The organism is Pseudomonas sp. LB3P14 (genome assembly GCF_054898045.1).
Window position 1 is genome coordinate 6,158,558 of record NZ_CM142714.1, and the last position, 19,201, is coordinate 6,177,758.

17 protein-coding genes are annotated in these 19,201 nt (G+C 59.3%); 4 read left to right on the top strand and 13 right to left on the bottom strand.

Annotated elements, in window-relative coordinates; all coding sequences use genetic code 11:
* Positions 1–82: 82 nt before the first annotated feature.
* The 10 genes from ACYZT5_RS28195 to exaC form a co-directional block, all read right to left on the bottom strand.
* Positions 83–1,144 (bottom strand): PDDEXK nuclease domain-containing protein, encoded by a 1,062-nt coding sequence (locus ACYZT5_RS28195; protein ID WP_462048301.1) that lies wholly within the window; start codon positions 1,142–1,144, stop codon positions 83–85.
* Between the two features lie 728 nt (positions 1,145–1,872).
* Positions 1,873–2,625 (bottom strand): S24 family peptidase, encoded by a 753-nt coding sequence (locus ACYZT5_RS28200; protein WP_462048302.1) that lies wholly within the window; start codon positions 2,623–2,625, stop codon positions 1,873–1,875.
* A gap of 223 nt (positions 2,626–2,848) precedes the next feature.
* Positions 2,849–3,376 (bottom strand): inorganic diphosphatase, encoded by a 528-nt coding sequence (gene ppa / locus ACYZT5_RS28205; protein WP_462002876.1) that lies wholly within the window; start codon positions 3,374–3,376, stop codon positions 2,849–2,851.
* Positions 3,377–3,489: 113 nt separating this feature from the next.
* Complete coding sequence (locus tag ACYZT5_RS28210; RefSeq protein WP_462048303.1) at positions 3,490–4,302, bottom strand: M90 family metallopeptidase; 813 nt, start codon at positions 4,300–4,302, stop codon at positions 3,490–3,492.
* Between the two features lie 6 nt (positions 4,303–4,308).
* Positions 4,309–4,965: a DedA family protein gene (locus ACYZT5_RS28215; protein WP_462048304.1), complete on the bottom strand. Its 657-nt coding sequence runs from the start codon at positions 4,963–4,965 to the stop codon at positions 4,309–4,311.
* 220 nt (positions 4,966–5,185) lie between these two features.
* Complete coding sequence (locus ACYZT5_RS28220; protein ID WP_462048305.1) at positions 5,186–5,647, bottom strand: GNAT family N-acetyltransferase; 462 nt, start codon at positions 5,645–5,647, stop codon at positions 5,186–5,188.
* A 124-nt stretch (positions 5,648–5,771) separates the two neighbouring features.
* Positions 5,772–6,590 carry an ethanolamine ammonia-lyase subunit EutC gene (gene eutC / locus ACYZT5_RS28225; protein ID WP_462048306.1) on the bottom strand — a complete coding sequence of 273 codons (819 nt, stop codon included), beginning with the start codon at positions 6,588–6,590 and terminating at the stop codon, positions 5,772–5,774.
* 8 nt (positions 6,591–6,598) lie between these two features.
* A complete protein-coding gene (locus ACYZT5_RS28230; protein WP_462048307.1) occupies positions 6,599–7,993 on the bottom strand; it encodes an ethanolamine ammonia-lyase subunit EutB in 1,395 nt (464 codons plus the stop codon).
* Positions 7,994–8,177: 184 nt separating this feature from the next.
* A complete protein-coding gene (gene eat / locus ACYZT5_RS28235) occupies positions 8,178–9,548 on the bottom strand; it encodes an ethanolamine permease (protein WP_462048308.1) in 1,371 nt (456 codons plus the stop codon).
* Positions 9,549–9,744: 196 nt separating this feature from the next.
* The gene (exaC, locus tag ACYZT5_RS28240) at positions 9,745–11,265 is read right to left on the bottom strand and encodes an acetaldehyde dehydrogenase ExaC (protein ID WP_462048309.1); all 1,521 of its coding nucleotides are present in this window, start codon (positions 11,263–11,265) and stop codon (positions 9,745–9,747) included.
* Between the two features lie 335 nt (positions 11,266–11,600).
* On the opposite strand from exaC, the gene ACYZT5_RS28245 reads away from it, so the two are divergent.
* From ACYZT5_RS28245 to ACYZT5_RS28260, 4 genes are all read left to right on the top strand, one after another.
* Complete coding sequence (locus ACYZT5_RS28245; RefSeq protein ID WP_462048310.1) at positions 11,601–13,520, top strand: sigma-54-dependent Fis family transcriptional regulator; 1,920 nt, start codon at positions 11,601–11,603, stop codon at positions 13,518–13,520.
* 181 nt (positions 13,521–13,701) lie between these two features.
* Positions 13,702–15,051 (top strand): UDP-N-acetylmuramate:L-alanyl-gamma-D-glutamyl-meso-diaminopimelate ligase, encoded by a 1,350-nt coding sequence (gene mpl / locus ACYZT5_RS28250; RefSeq protein ID WP_462048311.1) that lies wholly within the window; start codon positions 13,702–13,704, stop codon positions 15,049–15,051.
* On the top strand, positions 15,048–15,680 hold the full coding sequence (ubiX, locus tag ACYZT5_RS28255) for a flavin prenyltransferase UbiX (protein WP_462048312.1): 633 nt from the start codon (positions 15,048–15,050) through the stop codon (positions 15,678–15,680). Before mpl ends, ubiX begins: the two co-directional genes overlap by 4 nt.
* Positions 15,673–15,957: a YceK/YidQ family lipoprotein gene (locus ACYZT5_RS28260; protein WP_282379122.1), complete on the top strand. Its 285-nt coding sequence runs from the start codon at positions 15,673–15,675 to the stop codon at positions 15,955–15,957. Before ubiX ends, ACYZT5_RS28260 begins: the two co-directional genes overlap by 8 nt.
* 134 nt (positions 15,958–16,091) lie before the next feature.
* Here the strand turns inward: ACYZT5_RS28260 and ACYZT5_RS28265 are convergent, their stop codons facing one another.
* The 3 genes from ACYZT5_RS28265 to ACYZT5_RS28275 form a co-directional block, all read right to left on the bottom strand.
* Positions 16,092–16,733, bottom strand: a complete 642-nt coding sequence (locus ACYZT5_RS28265; protein ID WP_462048313.1) for an oxidoreductase — start codon at positions 16,731–16,733, stop codon at positions 16,092–16,094.
* 27 nt (positions 16,734–16,760) lie between these two features.
* Positions 16,761–18,479 carry a C13 family peptidase gene (locus ACYZT5_RS28270; RefSeq protein WP_462048314.1) on the bottom strand — a complete coding sequence of 573 codons (1,719 nt, stop codon included), beginning with the start codon at positions 18,477–18,479 and terminating at the stop codon, positions 16,761–16,763.
* Positions 18,480–18,592: 113 nt separating this feature from the next.
* Positions 18,593–19,048 carry a MaoC family dehydratase gene (locus tag ACYZT5_RS28275; RefSeq protein ID WP_084319697.1) on the bottom strand — a complete coding sequence of 152 codons (456 nt, stop codon included), beginning with the start codon at positions 19,046–19,048 and terminating at the stop codon, positions 18,593–18,595.
* Between the last annotated feature and the right edge of the window lie 153 nt (positions 19,049–19,201).

Below are 19,201 nucleotides of genomic sequence, written 5' to 3' on the forward strand. Positions count from 1 at the left end.
GCGCTCCTGATCCTTCGAGCCATTCAGCTCTTGGTCCGCCCCCACTTACCTGTCCATTAGTGGGGTTTATAGATCTGTTCCGTCATTGCGAGTCGTCCTCCATGGACGCGTCATTACTTGCCAGCTCGCGCTCGATCTGTTCAATGCTGGGCAGGCTGGTTTGCAGTTCTGCCGGCAGGGACTCCACTAATTGGTATTCGGCGACGCCGATGGGGCGGGCGTTATCACGCAGGGCGTATTCGGCTACGACCTTGTTCTTGCTTTTGCAGAGCAGAAGGCCGATGGTCGGGCCGTCCTGAGGATGTTTGAGCTGGGCATCCACTGCGGTGAGGTAAAAACTCAGCTGACCCAAATGCTCGGGCTTGAACTTGCCAGACTTGAGTTCGATTACCACATAGCAGCGTAGCTTGAGGTGATAAAACAGCAGATCGATGAAGAACTCGTCACCGCCTACATCCAGCAGCACTTGCTGGCCGACGAAGGCAAAGCCTGCGCCTAGCTCCAGTAAGAACTCGGTGACATGCTTGACCAGAGCGTTTTCGATCTCGCGCTCCTGGGCATCAAGAGTCAGACCGAGGAAGTCGAAACGGTACGGGTCTTTCAGTGATTCGCGGGCAAGGTCGGACTGCGGTTTGGGCAGGTGACTATCAAAGTTACTGACCGCATTGCCGCTTCGCTCCAGCAGACGGATCTCGATCTGCATTACTAAAATGTTGCGCGACCAGTTGTGCTCGATGGCTTGGGCGGCATACCAGCGGCGGGTTTCCGGGCTGGGCAATTTGTCCAACAGCGCTAACTGGTGATACCAAGGCAATTGTGCAAGCACCTCTTGCACAAATTTTGCGTCCGGCCACGCTTCGGCAAATGCGCGCATGTACTTGAGGTTGCGTGGGGAAAACCCTTTCATATCAGGAAAGGCTGCGCGCAAATCCTGAGCCAAGCGGTCGATCACTTTGGCTCCCCAACCCTGTTGTGCTTGCCGGGACAAAATATCCTGACCGATCTGCCAGTAGAGCAGCACCAGTTCGCGGTTCACCGCCAGAGTGGCGCGCTGCTGGGCATTATGGATGCGGCCTTTGAGGTCGACCAGCCAATCTCCATAGCCTTCGGGCGGCATGCTCAGGCTAGCGGGGGTGTCGCTCATGTTTTGTTCCCTTGTGGCTTTTTCGGCGCGGCCTTCGCCGCGTTTGCCGCCAGCTCGGTGTAGAGGTCATAGAAAGGCGAGGCCATGAAATGCGCCGAGCGTATGGGAGCACTCTGCACCGAATCAAACGGTGGGCTGCTAAATCCATTACTGATTTGGCAGTGACGGTCGAAGATTAGCCAGCGCATTTATCAGGCGCAAGCAGGTTGGACTTTCGAGGAGATTTCCTTCAAAAGAAAACGAAGCTGCTTACTTTTAGGCCTCTATCGCCTAGTGAAAGAAAAGTGCCAGCACTGCTGATACTAGACAAGAAACTTTTCGACAGGCATTAAAAAGCCGGCTTGTGGCCGGCTTCTCGGGGACTGGCTTGGTTCATTTTTGGTAAACCGCGCCAGCCTTCAAAACGTACACCCGGATCTTGCGTCCGGCTGTGGGACTTGGCGAGAAAGTCATCTGCCTTGTCGGTGCGATTCGCCGCCGCGGGGCGGGTCGATGCGCAAATGTGGGGCGCAGCATACTGATTTTTTTGGGGAATTCCCAGCTTGGTGTACGGGGTAGAGCTATCCCGTGACTTGTAGCCGCTGGCGGAGCCTGCGTTCGGCTCGGGCCGCGTTCGGACGAAGCAGTCGACAATTGGGCGCGTGGTCTGCCTGATACACCGTGTTGTCTGGTTTACGACTGCTGTGCAGCCGGACGCAGGCTTCGCCAGCTGCTACAAGGTTGTGTTTTTACAGAAAAGGTATGGGTGGCCTGCGTTTATTCAGGGTCGACCACCAGAACACCCATCCCAGAACCCTTATGTTTTGTTCTTCGATTTGCGGAGGTCTGAAGACTTCATCCGGATATTCGGAGCTGTTGTGGCTGCGCATGCGTATCGCGTTGCCTGGTACCCGGCTCAGGTATTTGATGCGCAACATGCCGTCGTGCTCAATTGCGTAAATCTCTCCGTCGACAATTTGCGTGAGCCCGCGGTCGATGGCGACGATGGAGCCGTCTTCAATTTTTTCGGCCATGCTGTTGCCAACCATGCGGGCGCAGATGGCATCGGCGTGGTTGATTTCCAGGGAGTCAAGATCGCTGCGCGGCAGGCGGATCGATTCGCTGGGGGCTTTGATGACATGGGTTTTGTCGGAGCCGGGGGCAGTGGCCGCTTCTTTGTAAAAGGGTAGTTCGATATCGACTGGCTCGATGACCCGATAGGTGCCCCGGATTGACTGGGCGTCGAAGGTGTTGCCGGATGCGTCGATCAGATGCAATTCCCTGGCGTCTTTCGGTCCTTCGCCGGATTTCAGCCATTCAGTGTTAACGGACAGTCTTCTGGCGACGTCCTCCATGCGGTAGTCAGGAACTCCGCGGGTATACCAGTTATGGACAGTTTGAGGGTCGGAAATGCCCAGGAATTCGGCAAATCTCGTTGTCGTGATTTGGAACTCTTTCAGGAGCATTCTGAATCGTGGACCGCAGGTTTTGTTCTTTTTCATAAACACGAGTCTAGCCGTGCGGCATAAGGCTTTGATTCAACAAAATGTTCAAATCCAGCGTCAAATTTAAGTCCTGATGTAAGACGACTTTGGTAAAAATTAAACAAGAAAAAACCGGTTTGCCCGCCAGTTAAGCGGGCTGTTGAATATGATATTCAAACGCCCACAAAAAACTCCGGATCAACCGGGGTTCTTCGTTATAGCCGTTCGTGAGAGGCGGCGATCAGCCTTTATAGGCAGCAACCGACTTCATGATCTCGGTACGAGCGGCTTCTGCGTCGCCCCAACCTTCGATTTTCACCCATTTGCCCTTTTCGAGGTCTTTGTAGTTCTCGAAGAAGTGCTTGATCTGTTCCAGCAGCAGAGGTGGCAGATCGGTGTATTCCTTCACGTCGACGTACAGCTGGGACAGCTTGTCGTGTGGGACTGCGATGACTTTGGCATCGCCGCCGCCGTCGTCGGTCATGTGCAGGATGCCGACCGGACGGGCGCGGAGGACCGAACCTGGAGCAACCGGGTAAGGGGTCACGACCAGCACGTCGAGGGGGTCACCGTCGTCAGCCAGGGTGTTCGGGATGAAACCGTAGTTGGCCGGGTAGAACATCGGGGTGGCCATGAAACGGTCAACGAACAGGCAATCGCTGTCTTTGTCGATTTCGTATTTGATCGGCGCGTGGTTGGCCGGAATCTCGATCGCGACGTAGATGTCGTTCGGCAGGTCTTTGCCAGCCGGAATCTTGCTGTAGCTCATTGGGCGGTGCCCCCGTTAGTTGACCAAAAACACTTGGCCGGATTGACCAAAAAGTGGCGGCGATTATAGTCATATTCCTTCGTCGACGCCATGTACCAGAGGTCGTAGAGACCTTAGTCGTGTGCCTGATAGACCGGGTTCTCGGTCAGAAGTTGCCGCAGCCGGGTTAGCGGGTCCTGACGGTAGAACAGCTTCAGCTGCTCATAGACCTGAGGATACGCCTCGTGCAGCAAATCCGGGGCGCTGAAGAAGTATTCGCTGGTGACCGCGAAGAATTCGGCGGGGTTTTCCGCCGCGTACGGGTCGATGGCGATTTCGGCGTCTGGATTGCGCTCCAGTTGCCGATCGAGGTCGTCGTAGGCCTCTTGCATGATCTTGGCCCAGTCGCTGACCCGCATGTCGGCGTGCAGCGGTGGCAGGCCGTTGGCGTCGCCGTTGAGCATGTCGAGTTTGTGCGCGAGTTCGTGGATCACCAGGTTGTAGCCTTCCCAGCCACCGCTGGCCATCACGCCAGGCCACGCGAGGATGATCGGCCCTTGCTGCCAGGCTTCGCCGCTGTGTTCGCCGTCCCATTCGTGTTCGACACCACTGGCATCGCGATGGCGCTGGGGGCTGAGGAAGTCGTCGGGATAGAGGACGATTTCGTGAAAACCCTGATACCAGTTCAAATCGCCCAGATGTAGCAATGGCAATTGCGCCTGGACGGCCAGCAGCAGGCGTTGCTCTTGGTGAAGTTCGACGCCGGGCAGGGCGGTCAGGTGCTTGTCTTCGAGGAATAGTACGCTGGCTTCGCGCAACCACTGGTCTTCGGCGGCGCTGATGCCATCGAGAAAACTCAAGTGATGGCGCACCCGCTGCCACATGTCGTCGGCAATCGGATGCTTGGCCAGGATGCGCCGGCGACGCCAGGCGCTAAGGGACCACACGGGGAGTCAGCGCGATTGGGCTTTGGATGAGGCGTTGCCAAAGCGGCTGCGGATTACGCCGATGATCATCGGAACCAGCGACAGCAAGATGATGCCCACGACCAGCAGCGACAGGTTTTGCTTGATGAACGGTACGTTGCCGAAGAAATAACCGAGGGTCACCAGGCCACCGACCCACAGGATGGTGCCGAGAATGCTGAAGGCAAGGAAACGCGGATACGGCATTTTCGCCATGCCGGCGACGAACGGTGCAAAGGTGCGAATAATTGGCAGGAAGCGCGCCAGGGTCACGGTTTTGCCGCCGTGCTTGTCGTAGAAATCGTGGGTTTGCTGCAGATAGTCGCGGCGGAAGATTTTCGAGTTCGGATTCCTGAAAAGCTTCGCGCCCGCCGTACGTCCGATTATGTAGTTGGTGCTGTCGCCGAGAATCGCCGCCAACATCAGCAGGCCGCCTAACAACACCGGGTCCATGCCGCCACCGGCCGCTACTGCGCCAGCGATAAACAGCAGGGAATCGCCCGGCAGGAACGGCATCACCACCAGACCGGTTTCGCAGAAGATCACCAGGAACAAAATGGCGTAAATCCATGGCCCGTAGTTGTTCACCAGCAAATCGAGGTAAACATCGAGATGCAGGATAAGGTCGAGCGGGTTGAAATCCATGGAGAGCACCTGTGGTGACGGCCCGACTCGGCAGGCCTGTGCGGATGACTTCGCGAAAGGCTACAGACGGGTGTAGTTTTTCTTACAAGCCGGAAAGGTCGGCATTATACGGGTTGAGAGGTGAAAAGCGCGTTGAGTTTGTCGCGGGGGATTTCAGAGCGCAGTGAGGAGAAAATCGCAGCCTCAGGCCATTACCCATAAGGGCTGCGATCTTTTCGGCTTACAGCTCGTCGCTGATCGGTAAAACGTAGTTCTTGAACTCAGTGTCTTCCTTGAATCCGATGGATTCGTAGGTTTTCTGCGCGACTTGGTTATTGCTGCTGGTGGAAACGCGCATGCGCACGGCATTGGTTTCCTTGGCCATTTTCTTCGCAGTGCGGATGAGGTTGTCGGCCACCAACTGGCGGCGGGCCTCTTCGGCGACGTAGATGTCGTTGAGGATCCAGACGCGCTTAAGCGAAAGGGACGAAAAGCTTGGATACAACTGACAGAAACCCATCAGTTTGTTGCTATCGTCATCGGCCAGGGCCAGATAGATCACCGACTCCTTGCGGCGCAGGCGTTTCTCGAGGAACGCCCGGGACGAGTCCGGATAGGCCAGGGAGCCATAAAACTCGCGATATTTGACGAACAAAGGGGTCAGCAGGTCCAGATGTTCGAGGGTCGCTTGAATAATCCGCATGGTAGGTCTCGTCTTCAAGTGGCTGTCTTCACGTACTCTGACGGCGAACGGTTCTCACTCGGGCGGCCGTGCGTCGATCCTGCCTGAAACCGAATCAGAAACGCAATGCGGAAACGGTTCAGGCTTACGACGGACTTAGTAGGAAATTACCCTTCATGTCCGCACCTGCGTCCGACCCCAGTGTCTGAACCTGGGCTTCGTCCTTCAGATTGACCCCTGACAACTGCCGCCGGCAGGCCTCGCGCATTAAATACAGCAAACGGTGTGCCGCCATGCCGTAACTCAGGCCTTCGAGCCGGACATTGGAGATGCAGTTACGATAGGCGTCCGTCAGCCCTATCTTGGGATTGTAGGTGAAATACAGCCCCAGGCTGTCCGGGGAACTGAGGCCAGGGCGTTCACCGATCAGGATCACCACCATTTTCGCACCCAGCAGCTCGCCGATTTCGTCGGCCACCGCGACCCGGCCCTGTTCCACCAGTATCACCGGAGACAGAGACCAGCCTTCGGCTGATACCTGTTCTTCCATTCGTGCCAGAAACGGCAGGGTATGGCGATGAACGGCCAATGCCGACAAGCCATCGGCGACGACGATCGCCAGATCCACCCCGCCAGGATGGGCCAACGCATAATCGCGCAGCGTTTGCGCCGACTCGTCACTCAACTTTCGCCCCAAATCAGGGCGTTGCAAATAGATGTTTCGATCCGTGGCCGCGCTATGTAGCAGCACACTCTCGCGCCCGCACTCGGCCAGTTGCGAGCTCAGCCCCGCATGGTCGAACGGCAAGTGCACCGCATCGCGCGCCTGAGCGTGGGCGTACTGGAAATCCAGCTGCGCGCTGGTCGGCATGCTGGTGCCGGTTCTTCCCAAGGCGATCCGCGCCGGGGTCAGGCGACGCAGTTCCAGCAACGGGTTCTGTGGATCAACGGGTGGTTTATCCATTTCAACACTCATCCCAGTTGCGCCATCGCTTGGCGGAAAGCCGGCGGCAGGCTGTCGCCGAAGTGAATCTTGCCGTCCGCCTGGGTGAAGATGCCCATTTTTGCCAGCCATAGTTCGAATTCCGGCGCCGGTTTCAGGCCCAGCGTCTGGCGGGCGTAGAGGGCGTCGTGGAACGATGTGGTCTGGTAGTTGAGCATGATGTCATCGGAGCCGGGGATGCCCATGATGAAATTGATCCCGGCCACGCCCAGCAGGGTCAGCAGGGTGTCCATGTCGTCCTGGTCGGCTTCGGCGTGGTTGGTGTAACAGATATCGCAACCCATGGGCACGCCCAGGAGCTTGCCGCAGAAGTGGTCTTCGAGGCCGGCGCGAATGATCTGTTTACCGTTGTAGAGGTATTCCGGGCCGATGAATCCTACGACGGTGTTCACCAGGAACGGTTTGAAATGTCGTGCCACGGCGTAGGCGCGGGTTTCGCAGGTCTGTTGATCGATGCCGTGGTGGGCGTTGGCTGACAGGGCGCTGCCCTGACCGGTCTCGAAATACATCAGATTCTGGCCCAGCGTGCCGCGATTCAGGCTCAAACCGGCGTCGTAGCCTTCCTGCAGCACGTTCAGGTTGATACCGAAACTGGCGTTGGCTGCTTCGGTGCCGGCGATCGATTGAAACACCAGGTCCAGTGGGACACCGCGATTCACCGCTTCGATAGACGTGGTGACGTGGGTCAAAACGCAGGCCTGTGTAGGAATTTCGTAGCGCTGAATGATTGCGTCGAGCATTTCCAGCATGGCGCAGATCGAAGCGATGCTGTCGGTGGCCGGGTTGATGCCGATCATCGCGTCGCCATTGCCATACAGCAGGCCGTCCAAAACGCTCGCGGCGATGCCGGCCGGTTCGTCGGTGGGGTGGTTGGGTTGCAGGCGTGTGGATAACCGGCCGCGCAAACCCAGGGTGCCGCGAAACTGGGTGATCACTCGAATTTTCTGCGCCACCAGCACCAGATCCTGCACGCGCATGATCTTCGACACGGCGGCGGCCATTTCCGGGGTCAGGCCGGGCGCGAGGGCGCGCAGGCTCTGTTCGTCGGCCGCGTCGCTGAGCAGCCAGTCACGAAAACCGCCAACGGTGAGGTGGCTGACGACCGCGAAAGCTTGTTTGTCGTGAGTGTCGATGATCAGTCGAGTGACTTCATCGGCCTCGTAAGGAATGAGGACTTCTTGCAGGAAGTGGCTGAGCGGGATGTTAGCGAGGGCCATCTGCGCGGCGACACGCTCGCCATCGTTGAGGGCGGCGACGCCGGCCAGAAAGTCCCCGGAACGCGCCGGACTGGCCTTGGCCATGACTTCCTTGAGGCTCTCGAAGCGATAGGTCTGGGCGCCGACGGAATGGGCAAATGCGGCCATGGTACGGGGTCCTCCTGATTCTGAAATGATGACCTGTAGGAGCAAGGCTTGCCCGCGATGGCATCACCGCGGTGTAGCTGTCCGATCGCAGTGATGCCATCGCGGGCAAGCCTTGCTCCTACAGGGCAGGGTTGTCGACCCAAAATAGGGCAGGCGCCGGGAATCAGCCCGGCGCCGGTGCAACTCAGACGCCTTCGAGCATCGCGTCCGCCGGCGCATCGAAGCGCTGCTTGGCAGTCAATTGGAAATACAAGTAACCGGCAGCCATAAACCCGAGGAACACACACCCGATCAGTGTGTTGAACCAGGCCATCGCCACCAGGCACACCACCGCCAGAAACAGCGCAATCCCCGGCACGATCGGATAACCCGGCGCGCGGAAGGTGCGTTCAAGATTCGGCTCGGTTTTACGCAGTTTGAACAGGCTCAGCATACTGATGATGTACATCACGATGGCACCGAATACCGACATGGTGATCATGGCGGCCGTCAGGGTCATGCCTTGCAGGTTGACCAGACCGTCGCTGTAGATCGCCGCGATGCCGATCACGCCGCCGGCCAGGATCGCCCGGTGCGGAGTCTGGAAGCGCGAGAGCTTGGCCAGGCCGCGAGGCAGGTAACCGGCCCGGGCCAGCGCAAAGAACTGCCGCGAGTAACCGAGAATGATCCCGTGGAAACTCGCCACCAGACCGAACAGGCCGATCCACACCAGCATGTGCATCCAGGTCGAATTGTTGCCGACCACCGCTTTCATTGCCTGAGGCAACGGATCGTTGATGTTCGACAGTTGACGCCAGTCGCCGACGCCGCCCGCCATCACCATCACGCCGATGGCCAGGAACACCAAGGTCAGAATGCCACTGACATAAGCCCTGGGAATCGTGCGTTTCGGGTCCTTGGCTTCTTCGGCCGCCATCGCCGCGCCTTCAATCGCAAGGAAAAACCAGATCGCAAAGGGGATCGCCGCAAAGATGCCAGGGATCGAGCCCATGGTGAACTCGTTGGCGCCCGACCAGCCGTTAAGCGCGAAATTACTGAAGCTGAAGCCCGGCGCAACGACGCCCATGAACACCAGCAATTCGGCGACCGCCAGCACGGTGACTACAAGTTCAAACGTCGCGGCGATGCTGACGCCGAGGATATTCAAGCCCATGAACACGAAATAGGCGCCAACGGCGGCGATCTTGGGGTCCAGTTCCGGGTATTGCACGTTGAGGTAGGCGCCGATGGCCATGGCAATCGCCGGGGGGGCAAAGACGAATTCGATCAGGGTGGCGATGCCGGCGATCAGTCCGCCTTTCTCACCAAAGGCTCGCCGGCTGTAGGCAAACGGCCCGCCCGCGTGGGGAATCGCGGTAGTCAATTCGGTGAAACTGAAGATGAAGCAGGTGTACATCGTCGCCACCATCAACGCGGTGACGAGGAAACCCAGGGTCCCTGCAGTGCCCCAGCCGTAACTCCAGCCGAAATACTCGCCGGAAATCACCAGGCCGACGGCAATGCCCCATAAATGCAGGGTGCCGAGTGTGGGTTTGAGCTGTGTAGTAGAAGTCATAAGTCCTCGCTGTCTTTTTTATTGTTTGATCTGTTGGACTTTCGGGTACGACGTTTTCGTGTAGAGCGGGCACGCAAAGCCCGTGCCAGAGCGGCAGGGCAATGTTCGGTGTGAGGCGGGGTGCCATCGCGAGCAAACCAGGCTCTTGTAGGAGCGAGGCTTGCCCGCGATAGCCGTTACGCGGTATCGCGCCGGGTTAGAAGAAGCCCAGTGGATTGATGTCGTAGCTCACCAGCAGGTTTTTGGTCTGCTGATAGTGATCGAGCATCATTTTGTGGGTTTCACGACCGACGCCGGATTTTTTGTAACCGCCGAACGCAGCGTGCGCCGGGTACAGGTGGTAGCAGTTGGTCCACACACGACCGGCCTTGATGGCGCGGCCCATGCGATAGGCGCGGTTGATGTCGCGGGTCCAGAGGCCGGCGCCCAGGCCGAACTCGGTGTCGTTGGCGATGGCCAAGGCTTCGGCTTCGTCCTTGAAGGTGGTGATGCTCACCACTGGGCCAAAGATTTCTTCCTGGAACACGCGCATTTTGTTGGTGCCCTTGAGCAGGGTCGGCTGGATGTAATACCCGGTCGCCAGGTTGCCCTCGAGTTTTTCAATCTTGCCGCCGGTCAGCAGCTCGGCGCCTTCGCCCTTGGCAATTTCCAGGTACGAAAGGATTTTGTCGAATTGCTGCTCGGACGCCTGGGCGCCGACCATGGTGTCGGTGTCCAGCGGGTCGCCACGTTTGATTTGCAGGACTTTGTTCATGACCACTTTCATGAACTCGTCGTAGATCGATTCTTGCACCAGGGCGCGGGAAGGGCAGGTGCAGACTTCGCCCTGGTTGAAGAACGCCAGCACCAGGCCTTCGGCGGCTTTCTCGATGAAAGTCGGCTCGGCTTGCATGATGTCTTCGAAGAAGATGTTCGGCGACTTGCCACCCAGCTCCACGGTGGACGGAATGATGTTTTCGGCGGCGCATTTCATGATGTGCGAGCCGACCGGGGTCGAGCCGGTGAACGCGATCTTGGCGATGCGTTTGCTGGTGGCCAGCGCTTCGCCGGCTTCTTTGCCGAAGCCTTGCACGACGTTCAGCACGCCCGGCGGCAGCAGGTCGCCGATCAGCTCCATCAGCACGGTAATGCCCAGTGGCGTTTGCTCGGCAGGCTTGAGCACCACGCAGTTACCGGCAGCCAGGGCCGGGGCGAGTTTCCAGGCGGCCATCAGGATCGGGAAGTTCCACGGGATGATCTGCCCGACCACGCCCAGTGGTTCATGGATGTGATACGCCACAGTATTGCCATCGATCTCGGCGGCGCTGCCTTCCTGGGCGCGGATGCAACCGGCGAAGTAACGGAAATGGTCGGCAGCCAGCGGGATGTCGGCGTTGAGGGTTTCGCGAACGGCTTTGCCGTTGTCCCAGGATTCGGTGATCGCCAGGACTTCCAGGTTCTGTTCGATGCGGTCGGCGATTTTCAGCAGCACCAGCGAGCGAGCCTGGACGGACGTGGCGCCCCAGGCATCGGCGGCCGCGTGGGCAGCGTCCAGGGCTTTGTCGATGTCTTCGGCCGTGGAGCGCGGGAATTCGGCAATCGGTTGGCCATTCACTGGCGAGGTATTGGTGAAGTACTGACCTTTGACAGGCGCGACGAACTCGCCGCCGATGTAGTTACCGTATTTGCTCTTGAACGAAACGATAGCGCCTTCAGTACCGGGGTGAGCGTAACGCATAGTGATTTCTCCTTGGCTTTTGTGCTTATAAGGGAGAGCGCATGTGCGCTTGCTATAAGCGTAGAGCAAAGGTCGGGCCACTGCCTTGCAGGTCAGGTAAATCAAGGCCTTGCGTTGTTTTTGTCGGACAGGCGGACCGCGCCTGTGACGCTTCCGGTACAGCCCCTGTGACACTTTGTACCGCTTTCGGCACAGCCTGTGACCGGGCGGTCTTGCCAGCATTGCAATGCAGGCTAGGCTGGAGGATGCTCGGCACAACCCCTGTAGGAGCTGTCGAGTGAAACGAGGCAGCTCCTACAGGGGCGGTGTAAACCGCTCGGGGAGAACAATAAGAAATGCACGACAACCATTTGAGTCGCCATGCCCAGCAGGTCCTGACTGTCACTCAGGGAAAATCCCACCTGCGCGGTCCCGGCAGCGATCCGTCGATTGCCCGTTCCTGGCTGCGTTGTCTTGAGGATTATCACCTCGACCCGGCCCTGACCATGGCACCCACGGTGCTGGAACATGGCCGCGTACTGGAAAGCCGCGAGCGCTTGCAGCAGGTGCTGCACATCGCCGGCAGTGAAATGACCAGCCTTCATCAGCAACTCTCCGGCGCCGGCCATGCGGTCTTGCTGACCGACGCCCGCGGCGTGATCCTCAACTGCGTCACCGCGCCTGCCGAACGGAAGATTTTCGAACGCGCCGGCCTCTGGCTCGGCGCTGACTGGAGCGAAGCCTGCGAAGGCACCAACGGCATCGGCACCTGTCTGGTGGAGCGTCAGTCCCTGACCATTCATCAGGACGAGCACTTTCGGGGCCGTCACACCGGGCTGACCTGCTCGGCGAGCCCGGTGTTCGACCCTCACGGCGAACTGCTGGCGGTGCTCGACGTGTCCTCGGCGCGCCACGAGGTCTCTCGTCAAAGTCAGTTCCACACCATGGCCCTGGTCAATCTTTCGGCGAAGATGATCGAGAGCTGCTATTTCCTGCGTTATTTCGACAATCAATGGCTGCTGCGTTTTCACCTTCAGGCCGAATCCGTCGGGTTGTTCAGCGAAGGGTTGCTGGCGTTTGACGGGGAAGGGCGGATCAGCGCGGTCAACCAAAGTGCGCTGAACCTGCTGGGGCATATTCGCGGTGGGCTGCTGGGCAAACCGGTGGAGGCGTTTTTCGACTGCTCGCTGAATGAATTGCTCGGCCGCGCCAGCGTCAATGCCAGCGCCAGTTGGCCGTTGCGCACGCGCGACGGGCGGAGTCTGTTTGCCGTGTTGCGCGGGCAACCACGCAGTATTCCGGTGCCGGTGGTGCAAAGCCCGTTGATCGCCGAACCTTCGCGCTTGTCGGGCATTTGTCTGGGCGACACCGGGTTGCAGGAAGACTTCCGCAAGTCCTTGCGCGTGTTCGAACGGGACGTGCCGCTACTGATCAACGGCGAAACCGGATCCGGCAAAGAAGCGTTTGCCAAAGCCGTCCACCAGGCCAGCCTGCGAGCAGAAAAAGCCTTCGTCGCGCTCAACTGCGCCGCCATCCCCGAAAGCCTGATCGAGAGCGAACTGTTTGGCTATCGCGGCGGCAGCTTTACCGGCGCGCGCAAGGAAGGCATGCGCGGCAAGTTGCAGCAGGCCGATGGCGGGACCTTGTTCCTCGATGAAATCGGCGACATGCCCCTGGCCTTGCAGACCCGGCTATTAAGGGTGCTGGAAGATCGTCAGGTGGTGCCGATCGGCGGCGAACCGGAATCGGTCAATGTGCGGATCATCAGCGCCACTCACCGTAATTTGCTGGAGCGGGTGCAGGACGGCAGCTTCCGCGAGGATTTGTATTACCGGCTCAATGGGCTGGAAGTTGCTTTACCGGCGTTGCGTGATCGCAGTGATAAGTCCCAGTTGCTCGACTTTTTGCTGGCCGAAGAGGCGGGGGGGGAAACCGTACTGATCGACAGTCCGGCACGCCAGGCGTTGCTGGCCTTCTCCTGGCCAGGGAACGTGCGGCAATTGCGCAATGTGCTGCGCACGTTGGCGGCGCTGTGTGACGGCGGGCGGATCGGGCTGGAGGATTTGCCGGCGATGATTCGTCTGGCTCGGCCGGTGCCGGTTGTTGCGGTTGACGCGTCATCGGAGCATCCGCTGGATGACGCTGAGCGGTTGGCGTTGCTCAATGCGCTGGAGCAGACGCGCTGGCATATGACTCACACCGCCGAACAGCTCGGTGTCAGCCGTAACACCCTTTATAGAAAACTGCGCAAACACGGCATCGCCCGGTCTGCGTAATGATCGTTCCCACGCTCTGCGTGGGAATGCCTCGCCGGACGCTCCGCGTCCGCTTCTGGGACGCAGAGCGTCCCTTGCTGCATTCCCACGCGGAGCGTGGGAACGATCTGTGGTCTCAGCTAAAGAGTGCGATTTTCCCCACCCTACGCTAACCTGCGGCCATGTTTTACGAGGTCGACTAATGCACATTCATATTCTTGGTATCTGCGGCACTTTCATGGGTTCGATGGCGGTTCTGGCCAAAGAGCTGGGCCATCACGTGACGGGCTCCGATGCCAACGTCTATCCGCCGATGAGCACTCAGCTTGAGGCTCAGGGCATTGAGTTGACCCAAGGCTACGACCCGGCGCAGCTCGATCCGGCACCGGATCTGGTGGTGATCGGCAATGCCATGTCCCGCGGCAACCCGGCTGTCGAATACGTGCTCAACAAAGGCCTGCCGTACGTCTCCGGCCCGCAATGGCTGTCAGATCACGTGCTGCAAGGTCGCTGGGTGCTGGCCGTCGCCGGTACTCACGGTAAAACCACCACCAGCAGCATGCTCGCCTGGGTGCTGGAGCACGCGGGCATGAGCCCGGGTTTCCTGATCGGCGGCGTGCCGCAAAACTTCTCGGTGTCCGCTCGCTTGGGTGACACACCGTTCTTCGTGATCGAAGCCGACGAGTACGACAGCGCGTTCTTCGACAAGCGCTCCAAGTTCGTTCACTACCGCCCGCGCACGGCGATCCTGAACAACCTGGAATACGATCACGCCGACATCTTCCCCGATCTGCCAGCCATCGAGCGCCAATTCCACCATTTGGTGCGGACCATCCCGAGCGAAGGCCTGGTAATCCATCCGACCACCGAGCCTGCGTTGCAGCGAGTGATCGAGATGGGCTGCTGGACCCCGGTGCAAACCACCGGTGCCGGCGGTCAGTGGCAGGTCAAACTGCTCAGCGAAGACGGTTCGAAGTTTGAAGTGATGTTCGAAGGTGTTGCCCAAGGTGTGGTCGAGTGGGACATGACCGGCCAGCACAACGTCGCCAACGCCTTGGCTACATTGGCTGCCGCCCGCCATGTCGGCGTGGTGCCGTCCATGGGCATCGCTGCGCTGAGCGCATTCAAAAGCGTCAAGCGCCGGATGGAGAAAGTCGCGGAGATCCGTGGCATTACCATTTACGACGACTTCGCTCACCATCCGACGGCTATTGCGACGACCCTCGACGGTCTGCGCAAGCGCATCGGCGATGCACCGTTGATTGCGATCATCGAGCCGCGCTCCAACTCCATGAAGCTTGGTGCTCACCGCGACGGCTTGCCGGAAAGCGTGGTCGATGCCGATCAAGTGATCTGGTACGCACCGGCCAACCTCGGTTGGGATCTGGGGGCTATCGCTGGGTTGTGCACGGTGCCGTCGATCGTCAGCGATTCGCTGGAAGGCATCATCGAGCGCGTGAAGAGCCAGGCCCAGCCCGGCACTCATGTGGTGATCATGAGCAATGGCGGCTTCGGCGGCCTGCACGGCAAACTGGCTGAGGCGCTGCAATGAACAACGGCCCGGAACGCATCACGCTGGCGATGACCGGCGCTTCGGGCGCTCAATATGGTTTGCGCCTGCTGGACTGTCTGGTGCGCGAAGATCGCGAGGTGCATTTCCTGATCTCCAAGGCTGCGCAACTGGTGATGGCCACCGAGACGGATGTTTCGTTGCCACCGAAAACCCAGATGATGCAGGCCTTCCTCACCGAGTATACCGGCGCTGCGGCCGGACAGATTCGCGTGTACGGCAGGGAAGACTGGATGTCACCGGTAGCCTCGGGTTCCGGCTCGCCGGCGGCGATGGTGGTGGTGCCGTGTTCCACGGGGACCTTGTCGGCCATCGCGACGGGAGCCTGCAACAACCTGATCGAGCGTGCCGCCGACGTCACCTTGAAGGAACGTCGTCAGCTGATTCTGGTACCGCGGGAGGCGCCGTATTCAAGCATCCATCTGGAGAACATGCTCAAGTTGTCGAACATGGGCGTGACGATTTTACCGGCGTCGCCAGGTTTTTATCATCAGCCGCAAACCATCGACGACCTGATCGATTTCGTCGTCGCGCGAATTCTCAATCTGCTGAACATTCCCCAGGACATGCTGCCGCGTTGGGGCGAACACCATCTGACCAGCGATGAATAAGCTGCTGACGATTGTGCTGGCATTGCAATTGGCTGGCTGCGCCACGGCGCGCACGCTGGATGCCGCCAAACCGGGGGCGCCAGTGGTGTATTCGGGGACGCGTCTGGATTTGTATGCCATGAACGGCGGCTGCTGCGCCATGGATCGATTCGGCGCCGAAGCCCCGAGCTATCCGGGTATCGACCTGCCGGCCAGTGCGTTGCTCGACACGCTGCTATTGCCACTGTCGGTGCTGACGGTGATCGGGGTAAGTTTTCAGGCGACTGGTGGTCTCTGACTGATCGTTCCCGCGTCGAGGCGTCGAACCGTCTGCGTGGGAATGCCTCAATGGACGCTCTGCGTCCGCTTTGGGACGCGGAGCGTCCCGGGCTGCATTCCCACGCAGAGCGTGGGAACGATCTTTGTAGGGCGTTACTTGCCCAACTTCCTCAACTCATCCGACTCAACAATCCGCACCCCATCCTGCTCTTCCAGCGCCAGTCGCCACATTGCCCGCGCCAGTTGGCAGGCTTCGATGCCGCGGTATTTGCCGGGGATCAAGCGGGACAACGGCCCGACGAATTGCTCGGCCGTGCGCGGTTCGAGTCGCTCGCCCAGCAACACCGAAGGTCGGCAAATGGTCAACTGCGGCCAGTCCTGCGCGCGCAATGCGTATTCCATCTCACCTTTGACCCGGTTGTAGAAAATCGAGGATCTCCGGTCGGCCCCCAAGGCACTGATCACGATCAGGTGCCGTGCACCCATTTCCCGCGCACGTTTGGCGAACGCCACCACCATGTCCAGGTCCACCGCGCGAAACGCCTGTTCCGAGCCGGCCTGCTTGATGGTGGTGCCGAGGCAGCAGTAGGCGATGTCAACGCGGCCGTTCAATTGCGGCAGGAACACCGCCGGGTCGCCGACCGGGTTTTCCAGATGGGGATGCTCGGCCAGTGGCCGGCGTGAGGGGGCCAATACCCTTGAAATCGTTGGCTCATTGAGCAGACGATCAAGCAAATGTTCACCGGTTAACCCGGTAGCTCCGGCAAGCAATACATGCTGAGGTGTCAAGTACATAGTGTTTCCCCCTTGATACAGTTCAGCTTAGTTGTTCTTTGCATCCTTGCTGCTGATAGAGACACTTTGTAGTGCTTTTCGTGCCTGCTGTTTACGTAACAGTTGCCAGTGGGACAGAACGGTTTTCGGTGCCCAGATCTGCGGCTCGGAGGCTTCGAAGCTGTCCGCCAGTTCGCGCTCGGCGACGGTAGCCTTGGCCAGTGTGAAGGCTTGCTCCAGATCGTCGGTCTGGTTCAGTGCCTGGGCGAACAGCGCGTCGCCGAAGTAGGTGAAGTTGGCTTCTTCCGAGCAGCCGAAGGACACGCGGTCAGCGCGCGAGGCGGTCATGATCAGGGTGCGTTCATCCTTGAGAGCGGGGATGAAGCCACCGGAGTAGCAGGACGAAATCACGATGATCTTGTCGCGGTTTTTCAGCGGAGCGAGCACCGCGGCGAGTTCGTCGGCCGGCAGGTCGGACAGTTCCATGCGCGGCTGGTCGAGCACCAGTTCGTGTTCGCTGGTGCCGTGGCTGGTCATGTAGATGAAGATCAAGTCTTCCGGGCCGCTGCGTTCGGCCAGGGTGGCGGCGGCGCGGCGCAGGTTTTCCCGGGTGGCCATCGGTCGGTCGACGAGGTGGTCGCGATGGTTCACCAGGCGGATCTGGCCAAACGCACCAAAGCGGCTGCTGAGCATGTTGCTGACGTAATCGGATTCGCGCAGGAACACGCTTTGCTTGCCGTCACCGCCGACTGTCAGGGTGTACAACTCGACCGCTGGGGTCGAAGCCGGCACGTTGAACAGCGCATCGTTGAGCAAGCGGCCCTGGGCCAGCAAACCGAGTTCCAGGCTATCGGGTAGCAACTTGCCATCGGCATCGCGAACACGCTGGCCATTGATCCACGTACCGCTTTGCACTGTGCCATCAGTCAGCACCAGTGTGCCGCGCCCCGAGTAACTGTCAGCGTCGAATTGGCCGATGTAGAAGCTGCCGTCGGACAGGTTCAACCGACCTTGGCCGGTGAAGCGCCAGTCACTGAACAGGCCGATGTAATGGCTGCCGTCGGCGCCAATCAACTCACCCTTGCCGTTCAGCGATCCTTCCTTGAACTGACCGAGCCAGACATCACCGTCGGCGTTCTCGTAGCGACCCTTGCCGTGCAGTTGGTTGTTCTTGAAACCGCCGACATAGATATCGCCATCGGCGCTGTTGAACGTCCCATTGCCTTCGAGCTGACCGTCGACGAAATGCCCTGTGAACTGATTGCCGCTGGCGTCGCCGCGTTGGCCTTCGCCATTGGGTTTGCCGTGGGCGAACTGGCCCTGATATGAGCTGCCGTCTTCGAGTTCGAGGCGACCGAGCCCGGAATATTGATCGGCTTTGAATTCACCGCGGTAGGTCATACCGTTTTCTTTGAGGGTGCCTTCGCCGTCCCGTCGACCGGCTTTGAAGCCGCCGGCAAAGCTACTGCCGCTGGTGGTCAGTGTGCCCTTGCCGTCGAACAGCCCTTGATTGAATTCCCCGCGATAGACTTCGCCGTTGCTGCCGTGCCACTCCCCCTGGCCATGCCATTGGCCCTTGTCGAAGGCGCCGGCGTACCAGCTGCCGTTCGGGTAATCGATACGGCCCTGGCCTTGCAGCAATCCGTTGACCAGTTCACCGCGATAGCGTCCGCCGTCCGGCAATCGGGCGTCGGGGGGCAATAGCGATTCGCCGTCGCCGCAAGCGGTGAGCATCAGGGTCAGAGCGAGGAGTGCAAGTGAGCGCATAGCGGGATCCGGGCAATTAGGCGAGCGAGTATGCCGCAGCTCTATGACCTTATATAGCCGGGAAAACAGGAGAGGGCGCGAAACAGCGTGAGCTGCTTCGCATCCGGGATGGTTTACACGAAGCAGAGGGACAGTGGCTCGGCGATGTAGGCCGGTTTGTCCGAGCCTTCGATCTCAAGCGTGGCGGTGGCCTTGAGTAGCCATTGGCCGGGTTTTTTCTCGGTGACTTCGTTCATGTCGACCTTGAGTCGAACCCTGGAGTTGACCTTCACTGGCTGGATGAAACGTACGCTGTCCAAGCCGTAGTTGACCACCATCTTCGCCCCTTCAGGCAGGATCAGGATGTCTTCCATCAGTTTGGGAATCAGCGACAGCGACAGGAAACCGTGTGCAATGGTGCTGCCAAATGGCGTTTGCGCGGCTTTGACCGGATCGACGTGGATGAACTGATAGTCCCCTGTGGCTTCGGCGAACAGGTTGATGCGCTCCTGATCGATGGTGAGCCATTCGGAACGTCCGAGTTCCTTGCCGACATAATCTTTAAGCTCTGCAACGGGAACATAGGGCATTGAGCATCTCCTTGGGTTCATCGGTTTTATAGTGTTGAGGTGAGGGGATTTGACCTCCCGGATTACCACTTTAGATCATCATGGCAAATGGCTCCGGTCAACTGACAATGCATTTGGCGAATGCCGGTCTATAGCGTTGGCGTGCTTATAATG